Origin of the sequence: Niabella yanshanensis, assembly GCF_034424215.1 — a bacterium.
Classification (GTDB): Bacteria; Bacteroidota; Bacteroidia; order Chitinophagales; family Chitinophagaceae; genus Niabella; species Niabella yanshanensis.
This window is the reverse complement of the sequence record NZ_CP139960.1, coordinates 3,829,097-3,846,779: the sequence shown is the minus strand read 5'-3', so window position 1 is coordinate 3,846,779 and position 17,683 is coordinate 3,829,097. Positions and strand designations below refer to the sequence as shown.

General features: G+C 41.1%; 15 protein-coding genes. 11 read left to right on the top strand and 4 right to left on the bottom strand.

From position 1 onward, the window contains the following. The first annotated feature begins 131 nt into the window (after positions 1-131). The 6 genes from U0035_RS15905 (at position 132) to U0035_RS15880 (ending at position 3,807) form a co-directional block, all read left to right on the top strand. Positions 132-1,142, top strand: coding sequence for a zinc-binding alcohol dehydrogenase family protein (locus tag U0035_RS15905; RefSeq protein WP_114792988.1), 1,011 nt, complete (start codon positions 132-134; stop codon positions 1,140-1,142). 128 nt (positions 1,143-1,270) lie between these two features. After that, positions 1,271-1,627 (top strand): 30S ribosomal protein S6, encoded by a 357-nt coding sequence (rpsF, locus tag U0035_RS15900; protein WP_114792986.1) that lies wholly within the window; start codon positions 1,271-1,273, stop codon positions 1,625-1,627. Positions 1,628-1,631: 4 nt separating this feature from the next. Then, positions 1,632-1,895, top strand: a complete 264-nt coding sequence (rpsR, locus tag U0035_RS15895) for a 30S ribosomal protein S18 (protein WP_114792984.1) — start codon at positions 1,632-1,634, stop codon at positions 1,893-1,895. A gap of 150 nt (positions 1,896-2,045) precedes the next feature. Beyond that, positions 2,046-2,492, top strand: a complete 447-nt coding sequence (gene rplI / locus U0035_RS15890; protein ID WP_114792983.1) for a 50S ribosomal protein L9 — start codon at positions 2,046-2,048, stop codon at positions 2,490-2,492. A gap of 221 nt (positions 2,493-2,713) precedes the next feature. After that, entirely contained in the window at positions 2,714-3,106 is a 393-nt protein-coding gene (gene rbp, locus U0035_RS15885; protein WP_114792981.1) for an RNA-binding regulator, read from the top strand. Between the two features lie 182 nt (positions 3,107-3,288). Next, entirely contained in the window at positions 3,289-3,807 is a 519-nt protein-coding gene (locus U0035_RS15880; RefSeq protein ID WP_114792980.1) for a hypothetical protein, read from the top strand. A gap of 872 nt (positions 3,808-4,679) precedes the next feature. Here the strand turns inward: U0035_RS15880 and U0035_RS15875 are convergent. Both U0035_RS15875 and U0035_RS15870 read right to left on the bottom strand, forming a co-directional pair. Next, on the bottom strand, positions 4,680-5,594 hold the full coding sequence (locus tag U0035_RS15875; RefSeq protein WP_114792979.1) for a S66 peptidase family protein: 915 nt from the start codon (positions 5,592-5,594) through the stop codon (positions 4,680-4,682). Positions 5,595-5,616: 22 nt separating this feature from the next. Next, the gene (locus tag U0035_RS15870) at positions 5,617-6,630 is read right to left on the bottom strand and encodes a S66 peptidase family protein (protein ID WP_114792977.1); all 1,014 of its coding nucleotides are present in this window, start codon (positions 6,628-6,630) and stop codon (positions 5,617-5,619) included. Positions 6,631-6,742: 112 nt separating this feature from the next. On the opposite strand from U0035_RS15870, the gene U0035_RS15865 reads away from it, so the two are divergent. Continuing rightward, positions 6,743-7,357 carry a phosphatase PAP2 family protein gene (locus U0035_RS15865; protein WP_114792975.1) on the top strand — a complete coding sequence of 205 codons (615 nt, stop codon included), beginning with the start codon at positions 6,743-6,745 and terminating at the stop codon, positions 7,355-7,357. Beyond that, positions 7,357-8,649: a hemolysin family protein gene (locus U0035_RS15860; RefSeq protein ID WP_114792973.1), complete on the top strand. Its 1,293-nt coding sequence runs from the start codon at positions 7,357-7,359 to the stop codon at positions 8,647-8,649. The genes U0035_RS15865 and U0035_RS15860 overlap by 1 nt, the downstream gene beginning before the upstream one ends. Before the next feature lie 545 nt (positions 8,650-9,194). Here U0035_RS15860 and U0035_RS15855 read toward each other — a convergent pair. Beyond that, entirely contained in the window at positions 9,195-10,826 is a 1,632-nt protein-coding gene (locus U0035_RS15855) for an OmpA family protein (protein ID WP_114792972.1), read from the bottom strand. Positions 10,827-11,007: 181 nt separating this feature from the next. Between U0035_RS15855 and U0035_RS15850 the strand changes: the two genes are divergently transcribed. Then, the gene (locus tag U0035_RS15850; protein WP_114792971.1) at positions 11,008-11,970 is read left to right on the top strand and encodes a polyprenyl synthetase family protein; all 963 of its coding nucleotides are present in this window, start codon (positions 11,008-11,010) and stop codon (positions 11,968-11,970) included. Between the two features lie 135 nt (positions 11,971-12,105). After that, positions 12,106-13,806: a single-stranded-DNA-specific exonuclease RecJ gene (gene recJ / locus U0035_RS15845; protein ID WP_114793093.1), complete on the top strand. Its 1,701-nt coding sequence runs from the start codon at positions 12,106-12,108 to the stop codon at positions 13,804-13,806. A gap of 4 nt (positions 13,807-13,810) precedes the next feature. Here the strand turns inward: recJ and U0035_RS15840 are convergent, their stop codons facing one another. Beyond that, positions 13,811-15,781 carry a KUP/HAK/KT family potassium transporter gene (locus tag U0035_RS15840; protein ID WP_114792970.1) on the bottom strand — a complete coding sequence of 657 codons (1,971 nt, stop codon included), beginning with the start codon at positions 15,779-15,781 and terminating at the stop codon, positions 13,811-13,813. Positions 15,782-16,051: 270 nt separating this feature from the next. Here U0035_RS15840 and U0035_RS15835 point away from each other — a divergent pair, with 270 nt between their 5' ends. Beyond that, positions 16,052-17,656, top strand: a complete 1,605-nt coding sequence (locus U0035_RS15835; protein ID WP_327138701.1) for a hypothetical protein — start codon at positions 16,052-16,054, stop codon at positions 17,654-17,656. The last annotated feature ends 27 nt before the right edge of the window (positions 17,657-17,683 follow it).

The following is a 17,683-nucleotide window of genomic DNA, read 5'->3' as shown; positions in this document are numbered from 1 at the left end:
TTGGTTAATAATAATTAATAATAAAGTTCTTCGCCGAAAGAACTTTTTTTTGTTCCCTTTTGATCTCCTAAACAATTTCGAAGTTTGTCCTGTTTTGTTAGATAACTCATTCACATTTAAAACAAATAGTAATGAAAGCCGTAGGATTTACAACCTCTCTCCCCATAAATGATACAGAAAGCTTTATTGACTTTGAAACAGAAATACCCAAGCCTACCGGGTATGAACTGCTGGTAAAAATAAAAGCAACGGGCGTAAACCCTGTTGATTATAAGATAAGGCAGAACAGCGTCAAAGGAAAAACGTTGGATATGCCTAAAATAATCGGCTGGGATGCGGCAGGCGTTGTGGAAGAGGTTGGCGACCAGGTTACTCTTTTCAAAAAAGGAGATGAAGTATATTACGCGGGCGATATCACCAAAACCGGCTCCAATGCAGAGTTTCAGCTGGTAGATGAACGCATTGTTGGTAAAAAACCAGTCAGCCTGACTTTTGCAGCAGCAGCAGCTATGCCACTCACTACGCTGACCGCCTGGGAAATATTATTTGACAGGATGCGCATTAATGAAAAAGATAAAGGCAAATCGATACTGATTATTGGCGGAGCAGGTGGGGTGGGTTCTATTGCTATACAAATAGCGAAAAAAGTGGCTGGGTTGACCGTATTGGCTACCGCATCCAGACCTGAATCAGTTGAATGGTGTCAACAGCAGGGTGCAGATTATGTAGTGAACCATCGCGATTTGGTAAATGAAGTGAAGTCTGCAGGGTTTCGGCAGGTGGATTTCATACTGGATTTTGTTGATGTCAACCAGTATTGGGATGCTTTCGCAGAATTAATTCGCCCTCAGGGCGCTATCGGTTCTATCAGCGACCCAACGCAGCCCGTAAATCTCCGCCAGCTTAAATCAAAAAGTGTGAGCTTTCATTGGGAACTGATGTTTACCCGTTCTATGTTTCAGACCGGGGACATAACCGAGCAGCATATTATTCTTAATAAAGCCGCGGAGCTCTTTGACAAGGGAACCTTGCAGTCTACCTTAACAACCACCCTAAGTGGCCTTTTGGCTGATAATTTTAAGACCGCGCACCGCCAAATGGAAAGCGGCAGCACCATTGGAAAAATTGTAATCAAATACTAATCAACAACTTAAAATCAAAATCTATTCAATTATTCACAATATACCTAATTCGTCCAAAATTTGTATCTTTGCAGCCCCTTAGCAAAAGCTGGGGATATTTTTTATTTTTTTAATCAAATTTCAGGGTAATGAACAATTATGAATTGATGGTGATTTTTACCCCGGTTTTAAGCGAAGATGAGTTTAAAGCTGCTCAGAAAAAGTTTGCCGGTATGGTAACAGAAGCAGGTGGCTCTATCGTTCACGAAAATCCATGGGGATTGAAATCACTGGCGTATCCGATCCAGAAAAAAACCACTGGTTTATACTGGGTATTGGAATATACTGCGCCATCCGACTTCAATGAGAGGCTGAAAATACAGCTTCTTCGCGACGAATCAGTACTTCGTCATTTATGCACTAAACTCGACAAATACGCCGTTGAGTATAATGCTAAAAAGGCAAAAGGCGTAAAAACAGGAACCGAAAAAGCAGTGGAGGCTTAATATTATGGCAAAGAATGAAATAAAATACCTGACGGCCATTAAGACAGATAAGCGCGTAAAAAAATTCTGCCGCTTTAAAAAATATGGCATCCGCTATGTTGATTACAAAGACATAGAGTTCCTGAAAAAGTTCCTGAACGAGCAAGGTAAGTTATTACCACGCCGTTTAACCGGTAACAGCTTAAAATTCCAGCGCAGGGTATCTGATGCTGTAAAAAAAGCACGCCAGATGGCTCTTTTACCTTACGTAACAGATCTTTTGAAATAGAAAAACGGCAAGTAGAAAATAGCCTGTAGGATGTCCTGCATACTATTAGTTATCTTCTACTAGCTTAACATTAGTAACCTTCCCTAACCCACAACTGGTGGAGACAGTCACAATCATCGATTGGGCAAAAGGGAACTAAATAACCATATAATGGAAGTAATTTTAATACAGGATGTAGATAATTTGGGTGGTGTTAACGAAGTGGTGACCGTTAAAAACGGCTATGCACGTAACTTTTTATTACCCCGCAAGTTAGCGGTTGAAAACAGCGCCGGCAACAAAAAACAGCTGGAAGAAAGACTGAAACAAGCGAAGAAAAAAGAAGATGCTATGTTGGCTGCAATTAACGATGTTATCAGCAAGCTAAGCGCATCTCCTCTTAAAATCGGAGCTAAAACCGGCACATCTGGTAAAATTTTCGGCAGTGTAACTAACCTTCAAATCAGCAGAGCCATCCGCGAGCAAAAAGGTTATGAAATCGACCGCAAAAAAATTCACATCAACGAAGAAGTAAAAGAATTAGGCACACATAAAGCTACTATTGATTTCGGGAATGGTCATTCCACCGAACTTGATTTTGAAGTAATTGCTGAATAATTCCTCTCTTTTCGAAGCAACTTATAGCGCCCGGCCCCTAGGTCGGGCGTTTTTGGTAATTATTTGGTAAAATAAAATTATTGGGGATACGATAAATTTACCAGTATATTTGTAATATTATTATGGTGTATATTCAGTATTAAAGTTCCATGGTACAATAAATGTTCATTGATCTTGGCTACTGTTTCTCACTTTCTTTAAAATTTCTTAAAACAAAAAAAATGAACATTTACGTTGGTAACTTAAGCTGGAACTTGAAAGACCAGGACTTACAGAATTTATTCAGCTCACACGGAGAAGTAACTTCTGCTAAAATCGTTTTAGACAAATTCACTAACCGTAGCAAAGGCTTTGGTTTTGTAGAAATGGCTAATGACGACGAAGCACAATCTGCAATCAGCGCTTTAAACGGTACTGAAGTTGACGGTAGAAATATCGTAGTAAACGAAAGCCGTCCGAAAGAAGGTGGTAGCAGCAATGGCGGTGGCTACAAAAAAAGAAGCTTTGGCGGCGGCGGCAACAGCGGCGGCGGCGGATACAGAAAAAGCGGCGGCGGTTATGGCGGCGGCGGTGGATATCGCGATCGTAGCAGCGACTACAACAAAGACTATTAATAAGTATATTAATATCGCATTATTCAAAAGTTTGCATAGTACTATGCAAACTTTTGTCATTTATACCTGATTTAAAGCAATTGGTACCGGGAAAACAGCCGTTTGTCGATATCCCCAGATCTTGGTACTTAATTAATTAGAAAATAGATTAGATTTGCGCCCGTTAAACAAATCAAATATTTATGAAAATTAAATTGACACTTGGACTGGCTCTGCTTTCTTTAAGCTCGGCCCTTTTTGCGCAAAGCGACTACAAACAGGCAATAGGAGCCAGAATTAGCCCTGCTTCTAACTATGATGTTTTTGCTGCATCTTATAAGATGTTTTTAGCAGAACAGCCCGCACTTGAGTTCAACCTGGGTATTGGAGGAAACCGGTATGCTTATTTTGTAAATGACTACCGCACTACAACAATCAGCGCTTCGGCTGCTTATCAACATCACTTCGCTATAAAGCCTGTAGACGGCCTGAAATGGTATGTAGGTGGTGGTGCTACAGTTTTTCACAGTTCCTCCAAGTACGATCCTTTTAAAGGAGTAAGTGTAGGTTTATTCCCCACTGGTGGAGCAGATTACAAATTCAAAAAGATTCCTTTGAATGTTTCTGCCGACTGGCGCCCTACATTCCTTGTTGCTAAAACTGATCAGTATAATGGATTTTATGGAGACGGTTTCGGTATCGCCGCCAGATATACTTTCTAATAAAGTAAATCAATATTATTTAAGCAAGGCCACCTTTATCAGGGTGGCTTTCTTTTTAAATGTATAGCACGGCTGGTACTAATTGGCCTGTTTGTTGCCTTACACCCAGAAAAAAATATGCGAGCCCCTAACAACCGTTTAACAGGTTCTATCCTGATTGTATTGATTATACTAATATCTGCATCCTGTGCGCCACCTCGGCGACCACATAGACCTAAACCTCCTAAGCGGCCGTTTACGCAATACCAGCCCGTTGATCGGTCACTTATCCGCTATGCTGCCAGTAACCAATATAGTAATTGGCTTTAATGGGGCAGCAAAGAGAGGCCAACGCCGGTTTAAACACAGGGTTATTGTTTTTTTATTCAATCAGTATTTAAACCGGTATCCTCTTTAGGCCATTTTGGGGATGGATAAGGGGGAAAAATCTGATAATGCGATATTTAAATCATAAAAAAATGTGAAAATTCATGAAAATAAATAACAATCGTTTGCACGATATCATTTATTTTGTAATTTTGAATTGAATTTTCATAGGATAAGGTTTAATGGTTAATGGTTTTTGATGAAGTCCCCAACATCTCTAATGTTGGGGATTTTTTTATTAGCGCCTTCCTTCCCGAAACAGGTTAAAAACAGGCAAGCCGGCTTTCGTATGAATGTAGGTTTGTTAATCTGAATAAAACCTCTCCGCCTCTATCCCTCTACACACTTTTTCTAATTGCATTAACCAGGATATCAATTGGCATGTTACGTTTTTGGTGCTTTGGGTATAGACATAGCTCGGGTAGAACTACTTATCTCCCTGATACAATTCTCCGGCCTATTCCAAAGTAGTAAAAGTTACTGGGGATTAGCGGCTAAGCTGCCGGTCATTCATCAAGTGTTACTTTTTTTGGATGAACCCGCAATTTGTATCCCACACCGATTTTTAGTGCTAAGTTTTCTTTATTATGACTAACAGGAAATTCAAAACATACGGGATAGTCAAACTCCTTAACCGCGTCTAAAATGATCTCCTGGAGGGTGGCGCCAAAAGGACGTTCTGTATCCTTCGTATCCGCAAAGCATCCTACTATAAGGCCGGCAAGCTTCTTAAGCTTGCCGCTTCTTTTCAGTTGCTGCATCATCCTGTCGATAGCATATTTCTGCTCACCAATATCCTCGATAAAAAGTATCCGGCCTTTGGTTTTAATTTCAGAAGGCGTTCCAATTCCATTTACAAGTAGCGCAAGGTTTCCACCTACTAATTCGCCTACAGCTTCTCCCTGTCGGTTTAATTCATGCGGTTCACAAGAATACTTTGCCCATTTCCCCTCAAGGGCGTCCTTTAAAGAAAGGACATACTTATTTAAATAACCTTCTTCGTTAAAAGCAGCTGCCATAGGGGCATGCAGTGAAGCGATATGATAATTCGAATACAAATGAGTATGCAAAATGGTAATATCGCTAAAGCCTATTACCCATTTGGGCTTCTTTTTAAATTTCTTAAAGTTGACCCCGTCAACAATTCGCCCCATTCCGTAGCCACCTCGTCCGCAAAGTACAGCCTGCACTTCATCATCATCCAACATCGACTGAAAATCATTCAATCGTTCCCCATCTGTTCCGGCAAAATAATTCTCCGACTTACTGCCCAAAGTACTGCCCACTTTTACCTTATACCCCCATTCTTCCTGCAACACTCTCACACACGCTGCAGCCTTCTCAAATGCCATGTAGCCTGCCGGACATACAATCCCGATAGTATCTCCCGGTTGTAAATAGGGAGGTGTTTTGATAATCATCGACAAAAAATCAATTTATGTTTTAAATCTCTTTTAAATTGCTTCCGGCAGGTTGAACCGATAGCTCATGCATTACCCCGCATTTTAAAGCGAAATTATCTATTTGATGCCCAACAGGGAAATCGAAAGAAACCGGGTAGTTATAGCCTTTCACTTTGTCCATAATAATATCATAAATAGTTTGTCCAAAATATTCCGATGGGTCATCCTGTTTTACTTTGATACCACCAACTATTAATCCAGCCAACCTGGAAAGCTTACCCGTTCGCTTCAAATTCCAGAACATACGATCTACGCTGTATAAATACTCTCCCGTATCCTCCACAAAAAGTATTTTTCCACCTGTTTCTATGTCAGATGCAGATCCTGCCAGGCTCTCTAAGGTTTTTAGATTACCTCCTACCAGCAGACCTTTAGCGATCCCGGTACGATTATAATTACTGAATGGTGCCTTGTATTCCATACGCTCACCCGATAAAGCCCGGTGTATCGATTCTATGGTATCTTTTTGTAAAGGATCAGCATTGGCCCAGATATCGGGAAAGCTGTTACACATCTTGGAATGAATAGAAGCTATTCCCATATTTTTCTGAAGATGCGCATGCAGCACCGTAATATCACTGAAACCGATAATCCATTTCGGTTTGGCTTTAAATTTATCCCAATTCAATCCGTCTACAATTCTTACACTGCCATAACCACCTCTCGCACACATAATAGCTTTTACCTGCGGATCATCTAACATCGCCTGCATATCTGATAGCCGTTCGGCATCTGTACCACCAAAAGTATGATCCCGCTTGCCAATCGTGAATCCTACTCTTATTTTATATCCCCATTGCTGTAGTACTGTTGCAGCCGGGATGATCCCTTCGCGTGTTGTATACCCCGCCGGCGAAGTGATACCTATCATATCACCGGGCTTTAAATAAGGAGGAATTGTACCCGTATTATTGATTGCCGTACGGGCATTAATCTGTAAAAAAGGTGCCGAAGCCATTGCAACAGCTGAAGCAATGAATTTTTTACGTTTCATAAACGCTAAGATAGGGAGTTGTAAATTCTGATCAGATAATTATTCGTTTATTGTATTATATATTTAGACGACTTCACACCAAATTTAACGAGTATCATTATTTTTGCATCTTATGGATATACCTGGTTATATTCCCTTACCGGATTGGTTTGTTAGTGCTGACCGCTGGTTATTTGAATGGATCAATATAAAATTGGCGAACGCCCTCTTCGATAGCTTTATGCCTGTTATGCGTAATGCATTTACCTGGGGTCCCCTCTATCTTTTCATTGTAGCTTTTACGGTAATCAATTTCAAAAGAAACGGTTGGTGGTGGCTGGCGCTGGTACTGGCTACTGCCGCCTGCACTGATATTGTAGGTGCCCGCATCTTCAAAGAGGGCTTTGAGCGCTTAAGACCGTGTAATGACCCTGAGATGATTGGACATGTACGAATGGTTTTGGGCAGATGTAGCGGTGGCTTTAGTTTTGTATCTAACCACGCTATCAACCATTTTGGTATTGCCGCCTTCTTTTTTGTAACTTTCAAGAGCTTCTTCCGCTATGCGTGGGCCCTTTTTGTTTGGGCGGGCATCATTGGGTTCGCCCAGGTCTATGTCGGTGTTCACTATCCTTTCGATGTTCTAGGCGGTACGCTGCTGGGACTTCTTATTGGCTCACTATCTGGTAATTTATTCAACAAAAAATTCGGATTTCCCATATTCGATAAGCAATCAACTTTAAATTAATGGAAATACTCATAATCGCCCTACTTATTTTATTAAACGGGGTTTTCTCTATGGCTGAAATAGCTCTTGTGTCGGCCCGTAAGGCCAGGCTGGAAGCCCAGGCTAATAAAGGCGATAAAAAAGCAAAAGATGCACTCGCCCTGGCAAACCACCCCGACCATTTTCTTTCTACTGTACAAATCGGCATTACGCTGATTGGCATTTTAACCGGTATTTACTCCGGGGACAAAATAACCGGCGATATAGAGCTCTTTGTAACACAATTTCCTTCGCTAGCACCCTACAGTAAAGGGATCGCAACCACCGTGGTAGTTATTTTAATCACCTATTTCTCATTGGTTTTTGGAGAATTGATTCCTAAAAGGATCGGCTTATCATCGCCTGAAAAAATCGCAAAATTTGTAGCGGGGCCGATGCGTATAGTAAGCTGGATCACCTTCCCTTTTATTTGGTTATTAACGCAGTCTACCAGGCTAATTACCAAAATTTTTAACGTAAAATCGGATGACTCCCAGGTTACGGAAGAAGAAATAAAAGCAATTATCAATGAAGGAACCGAGCAAGGTACTTTAGAGGAAACAGAACAGGAGATCATTGAACGGGTTTTCCACCTGAGTGACCGGAATATCACTTCCCTAATGACGCACAGAAGTGATATTGTATGGTTTAGCACCACCGATACAGAAGAAACGATCAGGGAAAAGATTTTAAAAGAGCCTCATTCAATATATCCCATTTGTGAGGGAGAAATAGACAATATAAAGGGCGTCATTTCTTTAAAAGATTTGTACACCAATAACGATAATATACCTTTCGAAAACCTGATGCGGCCGGCACTTTTCGTACCGGACAACAATACGGCGTTCAAGGTAATGGAGAAGTTTAAAGAGTCGCAACTGCACTCCTGCTTTATTGTTGACGAGTACGGTAGTGTATTGGGTATGATCACGCTGAAAGACATCCTGGAAGCTATTATAGGGGATATGCCACAACACGACGACGACGAATATGAAGTGATCAGAAGAGATGATGGAACTTTCTTAGTAGATGGTCAGCTTCCGTTTTATGATTTCCTTTCCTACTTTGATAAGACAGATTGGATGAATGAAGGAGAGCAGGAATTTGACACTATTGCGGGCTTTATCTTACACAAACTAAAACGCATCCCGATCGCTTCCGACAAAATGGAGTGGAATGGCTTTGACTTTGAAATAATGGATATGGATGGCCACAGGATAGATAAAGTGTTGGTAAAAATAAGTGACACCATAAGAGAAGAAATGGAAGATTAATCACCGGATCCTTACTAATGATATCAGGAAACATCAGGTTCAATTGAGCTTGATGTTTTTTTATACGCTATTGGCTCTATAAGAGATGCCCATTCAGGCCTACATCTGAAATTATTTGTCGAACCGAATATATTAAAGGAAGTTCCATTCTAACCATGCACCTATGAGGGCCAGCGGTCATTTTAAAAGCTGCTTCAGCTTAACAAATTAATTATTAATTACATATTATTACGTATGATAGACATATTCCCCGAAAGGCAGAGCTGTGTGCGGCCCCGGTAGCGTTTAAAAATTGCACATAAGCAAATAAAGACTACCGGTTCCAACTCTTTTCAAAATGATGTGTACCCGCAAGACAACCTGTGTTTTTTTAAAGCGGCAATACGATAAAAGGCCGCATATTTATACTCGTAGTTTTGAACTGGTGCTGCTTTGTTTTGCTTCTTTATAGAGCACCGTAAATCCGATCAAACGCTTGTATTCAAGGCATAAAAAGAGCCCTTCTCAAATGAGAAGGGCCTTCTTATTATTTAGCAAAAAACTGATTAGTTTTTGCGAAGATTTGGGTGTGGAGGAGCGATAGTATTAGGACCATCTTCACCTGGAGCAGCCGCACGGATGTCAACTGCATCACAATCACCACCTTCCTGGCCTGAGCTGAAGATAAATCTGTCGCTGCTTACGCCTTCTTTTTCAACCAAGTGAGAAATCACTTTATTCACGTGATCCCAGCTTAATTGCTGCTGACGTTTAGTAGCTGCACAGTAACCTACTACTACTACTTTACAGTTGGGGTTTGCTTTCAGTTTAGAAGCTACAGTTGCTAAAGTAGCAGCTGCATCGTCAGAAAGTTTGTTAGAGTTTGCAGCAAAGTGAATGCTTGGTAAAGCTCCTAGAGAAGCAGCGCAATCGCTTTGAGCAGGAGCGCAACCTTCCGGACAAGGACATTTACCTACGCCATCAGCATCAACCGGCTGGCAATATGTTGGAGTGATCAACTCTTTATCTTTACAATCAGGTACACCGTCACCATCTGTATCGCGGCTAACACCATGAGTATCAACTGGGCAACCAGCAGGTGTTTGCTCCTGATCGAACTGATCAGTTACACCATCGCCATCAGCATCCGGAAGAATGATTTCAGGTACTCTGCGTAATTCACCGTAAGCATAGTTCAATGGGTTTAACCAGTAAAGAGGCTCAACTCTTTTTGCAGAGCTACCCAAATTAAAGTTCAGACCTAAAGAAAGGTAGTTAAATACGTCTTTGTCTGGAGATAAAGTTCTGCTTTCATCAAAACGTACACCATCCAACATATCAGAGCCGTTAAAGATCAGGCGATCTTCAATAGCCAGGTTAACACGAGAAGAAAGACGGAAAGCGATACCAGCACCTACTGTAGCAGAAGGAGTGATATATCCTGCAAAAGTTTTAGTCCATTTTTTGGAAGGATCAATAGTCGCCTGGCTTTCGTAAGAATCATCTAACAGATCTTTTAAGGCATCTAACTGATCTTTGCGGTTATCATAAGTGCCTTGTGCACCAGGGAAATTGTAAGCACTATTGCCGTTTAAAGCGTTTACGCTTGTTCTGTATGTGTTAACGCCCACACCTGCCAATGCATAAATAGTTGCACCAGTTTGATTTTTGTAGAAACGGATGTTACCTAAGTTAAACAAAGCCTGCAAGGAAAGATCCTGAGCTTTTGTTTTATAATTGTAGTAAACCTGGTCGCCGCCATAACCAGCCCAAGGCGTATTAGTACCTTCAGCTGTATAACCTGTAGAAGGTCTCCAGTTTAAGCCCTGGGCAACACCGTAAACGTATTCCAGTCTTAAAGACATTACGTGTCCTAAAGATTTACGGATATGTCCGCCAAAACCGAAAGATCTTCCGAATCTTGCATCAACATCAGCAAAAGGTATAGAGAAGGAACCACCTTTAATACCTATTTCCCACATATCTTTTGGTTTTGCAGGATAGTCGTAGTTTCCAACCATAAACTCATTGTGCTGAGCCAGTTGTTTGCTGTTGTAATAATTTGAATCTGTAACAGAGAAAGTGCCATATACCGGGTGTGGTGCGGTATAAGGGTGCGACGGGCTCACCTGGGCGAAGCCTGTTGACGCAACCAGGCAACTAAGGCCTGCTAGTAATTGGTACTTTTTGCTTGTCATAACTAAGGATTAAGATTTAAAATGATTTTTCTTAATAAGTTTAGCAAATTTAGAGCCATTTGTTAAATAAACAAATTTTAACGTAAAAAATAATTAAATCTGCTGTGTCTGACCTAAGCAAATACTATGCAAAAAAATCAAAAATCCCCCTTTAAATTCCTTATTTTGCTCAATTATTATTATGAATTTACCTGTTTCTTTAATAAAAAATGAATTAGAGAGTTTTGAAGAACGTTTTAAGACAGCGGTTAAAAGCTCCACCCCCCTCCTTAATAGTATATTAAGATATATTGTGAAGAGAAAGGGAAAACAAATGCGGCCTATGTTTGTTTTTCTATCTGCCAAACTGCTTGGAACGCCTACTGAAGCCACTTACCGGGCAGCGTCATTGGTTGAAATACTGCATACTGCTACACTGGTTCATGACGATGTAGTCGACGATTCGATCGAAAGACGGGGTTTTTTCTCAGTATATGCCCTTTGGAAAAATAAAGCATCGGTGCTGGTAGGTGATTATCTTTTAGCAAAGGGGCTGATTCTTTCACTTGAAAATCATGATTATAGAATTCTCCATATTCTTACCGATGCCGTAAAAAAAATGAGTGAAGGTGAATTATTACAGTTGGAGAAAGCCCGCAACCTGAACTTGAGAGAGGACATTTATTACGAAATCATCAAAAACAAAACGGCTTCTTTGCTGGCTTCAGCATGCAGCGCAGGCGCCTGGTCGGCCACTCAAAATGACGAAGACGCCGAAAAGATGAGGTTGTTTGGAGAAAAAACGGGTGTCGCCTTTCAGATCAAGGATGATCTTTTTGATTATGCCAGCGAAGATGTGGGTAAACCTACGGGAAATGATATCAAAGAAAAGAAAATGACCTTACCGCTGATTTATACGCTTAATAATACCGACAAATCAACCCGCCAGAAAGTAATCAGCATCGTAAAAAACAATAACAACGACAAGCAAAAAGTGGGTTGGGTATTAGATGTGGTAAAAAATACAGGTGGAATACAGTACGCTACAGAAAAAATGTATGAATACAAAAAAGAAGCGCTCGACATACTAATGCAATTTCCTGACAACGAATATCGCCAGGGTTTAAAAGACCTGGTTGATTATGTAACAGAAAGAAAATATTAGCCCCTGCAGAACCATTATTCTTATTGTTATCTCGTATAGAAATAAGAACTTTGTGCCAGACACTGGTATTTTCGCTGTGTATTATAATACCTATGAACAGCATGTCATTTGTTAACCACCTACAATGCAATATTAGTGACCAAACGCTGGAATATACTGGAATCCGATACGAATGAAGTATCATTTTTACAGGGCGAACTTAAAATAAATGCCACCCTTTGCCGCATCCTGGTGCAAAGAGGTATAAAGAATTTTGAGCAGGCGAAAGATTATTTCAGGCCGCAACTTTCTCACTTACATAATCCATGGCAGATGAAGGATATGGCGAAGGCCGTAAACCGGATTATAAAAGCATTTGACGGAAATGAGAAAATATTGGTATTTGGGGATTATGATGTAGATGGCACCACCTCAGTAGCCAGTATGTATAGTTTTATCAGAAAACTGCATAGCGAGGTTGCCTTTTATATCCCACACCGCTATAAAGAAGGCTATGGTGTCAGCAAAGCAGGGATAGATTTCGCAAAAGAAAATAATTTTTCCTTGATTATTGCGCTGGATTGTGGAATCAAGTCGGTAGACCTGATCAATTACGCCAACACCCTTGGCATTGATTTTATTGTCTGCGATCATCACCTTCCTGACGAAATAATTCCTGATGCCATTGCTATATTAAACCCGAAGCAGAAAGACTGCGATTATCCTTTTAAGGATCTATGTGGTTGCGGTGTTGGATTTAAGTTAATGTGTGCCTTGTGCGAACAAATGGGTATCCCGCTGGAAAATGCATTGGATTATCTCGACCTGGTTGCCACTGCAATAGCAGCAGACATTGTACCTATGAACGGAGAAAACCGGGTACTGGCATTTTATGGATTAATAAAAGCCAACGAAAACCCTAACCTGGGCATCAAAGCGCTGGCTACTTTAGGTGGCGCAAAACAACCATTACATATTAATGACCTTGTCTTTATGATCGCTCCCCGGGTCAATGCCGCGGGGCGAATGGACGACGCCAGCAAAGCAGTAAGGCTTTTCATAGCTGCCACACAAGAGGAGGCCTTATACTATGCAGAACAATTGCATAATGATAATACGGATCGTAAAGAAGCGGATACTGATATAACCGCAGAGGCCTTAACCCTAATTTCGGAAAATCAACTCTGGGTTGAAAGACGATCTACTGTTGTATATCAACCGCATTGGCATAAAGGCGTTGTAGGTATTGTAGCCTCGCGGCTGATTGAACACCATTATAAACCTACAGTGGTGCTAACAGAGAGTGGCCATTATGCGGCCGGAAGCGCGAGAAGTGTTCCGGGCTTCAATCTGTATGAGGCCATTCATGCCTGCAGAGAGTTCCTGCTTGCTTATGGAGGACATTTTGCTGCAGCCGGCCTAACACTTGAGAAGCACAATGTTGACCTTTTCAGGGCTAAGTTTGAAGAAGTAGTGTCAGCCACAATCAGAGAAGAGCATCTGGTCCCCGAAATCGTCATAAATTCTGTTATTTCTTTTAAAGAAATAACAACATCTTTCTACAATATACTGCGTCAGATGGAGCCCTTTGGACCGGAAAACATGACACCTGTTTTTATAGCCCGTAACGTTGTTGATACTGGCTATAGCAAAATAGTTAAAGAAAATCATCTCCGTCTGGTTGTAAAACAAGAAGACCTGACTTTCACAGGAATAGGTTTTAATATGGCCGATAAGCTGGGCATTGTCAAAGATCGCCACCCCTTCGACCTTGTGTTTAAAATCGACGAAAACGATTGGAATGGTCAAAAAACACTGCAACTACGTATAGAAGATATCAAAGCTTCTGAAGCCTGATCCGCTATTCCATCCGGGTCAACTTAACATTGGTTACCGGGGATACTACCAGCGGGAATTTTTCTACCGTAACATTAGATAAATCGAGCCCGAAATTTTTTTCTTCAGACAGGCTGATATGCTTGATCATGAAATGCAGTTTCATAATCATCTTCTCAACAAAGGGCAGGTCATTATCCAGACTCAGGTATTTTTCCATTACCATAAACTGAAAATCACCCACAGTATTACTGCTCGCCAAACTTTCGTACCGGCTCATAATATTTACTTCCTTATTCTGTACCAGGTCTTCTACCACTTTTTTGAACAGCAAATTGATGCGGGGCTGTATTCTGAATCCCAGCCTGAAATCAACACGAATGATATCATTAGGTATAATATGTTCAACTTTATACTCCGATGTATAAGGGTCATCAACGGTATCTACATGCACAAACCAGTAAATATCAGCTCTTTTTGGTTTTTTATTTAAAATAGAATAGATGATCTTATGCTCAATTTCCTTTGGATTATCCGCACTGGTGAGGTAAATAAGGTGGGTGGCATGCTTGGCTACACTTTTATCATTACTTAACTCCTGGATTTTTGAAATGTAATGCTCCATCCGCACAAATTCCACATACCGGTTCTTGATCTTCCTGGCTCTGAACCAAACGTACATGACCAGGAACATGATTCCTCCAATCATTAAAGTAATATAACCACCGTGGGAAAATTTCTCAAGCAAAGCAACCAGGTAAGCTGTTTCCACTATAAAAAAGCCAATCAAAAATGCATATATAAATGCTTTATTGATCCTTCTTAATACCATATAGTTGGCAAAAAGAATGGTGGTAGTGATCATAGTTACGATAATAGCCAACCCATAAGCTGCTTCCATTTTCGAGGATTTCTGAAAATACAGCACTACAAAAACACAACCACTGAATAAAATGGTATTTACGGCCGGTATAAACAATTGTCCTTTTGCTTCCGACGGGTACCGGATGCGTAATTTAGGCCACAGGTTCAGGCGGATGGCTTCACTGATCAGCGTGTAAGCCCCCGAAAGCATAGCCTGGCTTGCTATAATGGCGGCCGTGGTGGCTATAACAACCCCCGGAAGAATGAACCACTCAGGCATAAGATTAAAAAAGGCATTAATACCAACCGCCTGCCTGATGTCATCTGTTACCGTCAGCTTATTATAGTGCGAAAGTAAAAATGCGCCCTGCCCGAAATAATTGATCAGTAAACAGGCTTTTACATAAATCCAGGAATAACGTATATTCTCCCTGCCGCAGTGCCCGAGGTCACTGTAAAGCGCTTCGGCACCGGTAGTACATAAGAAAACCGCCCCCAAAAGCCAAAACCCGTGGGGGTAAGTGATCAAAAAGTCGATTGCGTAATGGGGGCTTAGGGCCTTAAAAATAGTAAGGTCATCGGAAATATGTAAAGCCCCGAAAACGGCCAGCATCGTGAACCAAATGAACATAACAGGGCCAAAAACTTTGCCAATAGACGCCGTTCCGAATTGTTGCAGAAAAAAGAAGGCAGCCAGAATACCTAATACAATCCATACAATCGTTTTTGTAGGCATTTCCTTCAAAGCCGGAAGTATCTTTAAACCCTCAATGGCAGAAGTGATCGTCATTGGTGGCGTAATGATACCGTCGGCTATAAGCGCCGCACCTCCTATCATGGCAGGGATTACCAGCCATTTTCGTCGTCGTCTCACCAATGCATAGAGAGCAAAGGTCCCTCCTTCACCCTTGTTGTCCGCCCTTAAAATCAAAATAACATATTTGATAGTAGTTTGGAGCGTCAGGGTCCAGATAATACAGGAAAGTGTACCCACTATCAGCTGTTCAGTAATTTGCCGGTTGCCGATAATGGCGTTAAATACATATAAAGGAGATGTTCCAATATCACCGTAAATAATACCTAAAGCAATGAGCAGTCCTGCCGCAGTTGCTTTATTAGTGTGAGCTTTCACCAGATAAGACCTCTTAGTTTTTAATAAAAGAATACAAAGTTTATATAAAAGGCTTCAAATGAAAAAAACTTTATTTTTAATTACTTACCCTTATATTTTGAAAAGAAAAGTTATAATTTGCAAGCACTGACTTTGTTGAAAATTGATACTCAGGGTATTCGTAACTTTATAATGGAAAACCGGTTGAGCAGGTTAATCCTTCCAAAAGAATTAATCGTAAATAACATCAAACCGATTATATATCAGCCGGTTAAAATAAAAAACAAACGAATGAAACATATATTTTTATCCCTACTCGCATTTTCGTTCTTTTCACTTTCCGTAAGAGCGCAATCTGTTCACTATGCTGCTGTAAATAAGACAGATGTAGAACGCATGAATTTCGAGATTTTAGGCAAGGCAGCAGATAATTATCTTGTTTATAAAGAAGTAAAAGGCAATCATCGTATTTCGGTATATGATCACAGTATGCAGTTAAGAGAGGAAGTGCCTCTTACTGTTCTGCCTAAAAGAGAGGAAATACTGGATATTTCGTTTTATACGGCAGAGAATAACCGCTATCTGCTGTTTCAGTACCAGGAGGGTGACGTAGTCTATCTGAAATCCGTTCCTATTGAGGCCAATGGCCGCATTTTAAGCGAACCGACCGTTTTAGATACCACAATGATCGCTTACAAAACTGATAATAAAATTTACAGTATCGTAACGAGCAATGACGGCAGCAAGCTGATGGCTTTCAAAATCAATAAAAAAGATAAAAGCCTTTTTCGTTTTACCACGAAGCTCTTTAATGCCGCATTACAGCCCATAAGCGAAAGTCGCTTTTCACTGCCAATGGAATATAAAGGCGACTATTTAACAGGGCATAGCGTTGCGAACGACGGAAGTTATGCCTTCATCAAATATCACCGCCAAACGAATGGTAATATAGTTGATGCAGCTTTAATTGAAAAGCCGGCGGACAAAGATGCTTATGAGGAGCATAGTTTAAATGTTAATGATCTTTTCCTGGACGATATTAAGCTGATGGTAGATGATGCCAGCGGTCGTTATTTGCTGTCCTCTTTCTACAGTACAAAAAAACGTGGAGATATAGAAGGTCTGTACGTGTACGGATTGGAGAAAAACACCGGCAAGACCGTGTTTGAAAAAACCACGATGTTCGACGAAGACCTGAAGAAAAGAGCAAGAGGCAGATCGGGTAAAAATGCTTTTAATAATTTCTTCATCAATAATATCATTGTAAACGGTGACGGCGGCTTTACAGTTGCTTCAGAAGCCTTATATAATACCAACGACTGGGACCGCTGGGGTTATTGGGGCGGATGGGGACCTGGTTGGGGATGGGGAGGAATGGGCATGGGTATGTGGGGAGGCTGGGGGCCTGGCTGGGGATGGGGATGGGGTCGTTGGGGTGGCTGGTGGCCTTACTCCTACTATTCGCCTTTCTTTTATCGCAGCTACTGGTGGGGTGGCTTCGGACCTGGTTGGGGTGCCGGACCCGGATGGGGCAATTCCCAACAGTTTAACGCGGGTAATATTGCTGTTTTCTCCTTCGATGCACAGGGTAACAAAACCTGGGATAATGTTATTGTCAAATCGCAGAGCGAAAATAATACCGATGGTAGTATCTCCTACCAGGTTGTTCCCGGTTCGAACGGAATTGTTTTCTTAATGAACAATTCAGGAAAAATATCGGATCTGGAAAATATAATAATCACTAACGATAGAACCATCCGCAAAGGACAACCCATAAAAGCTCCCGAAAAACGCCTGGACTTCATGCCCAAATATGGTAAGCAAACAGGCCCGGGAGAATTGATTATTCCCTACTCTTACAAAAGAAATATCTCCTTTGCTAAAGTAGAGCTGTAAAATATAACACACTGGCTGGAATTATGG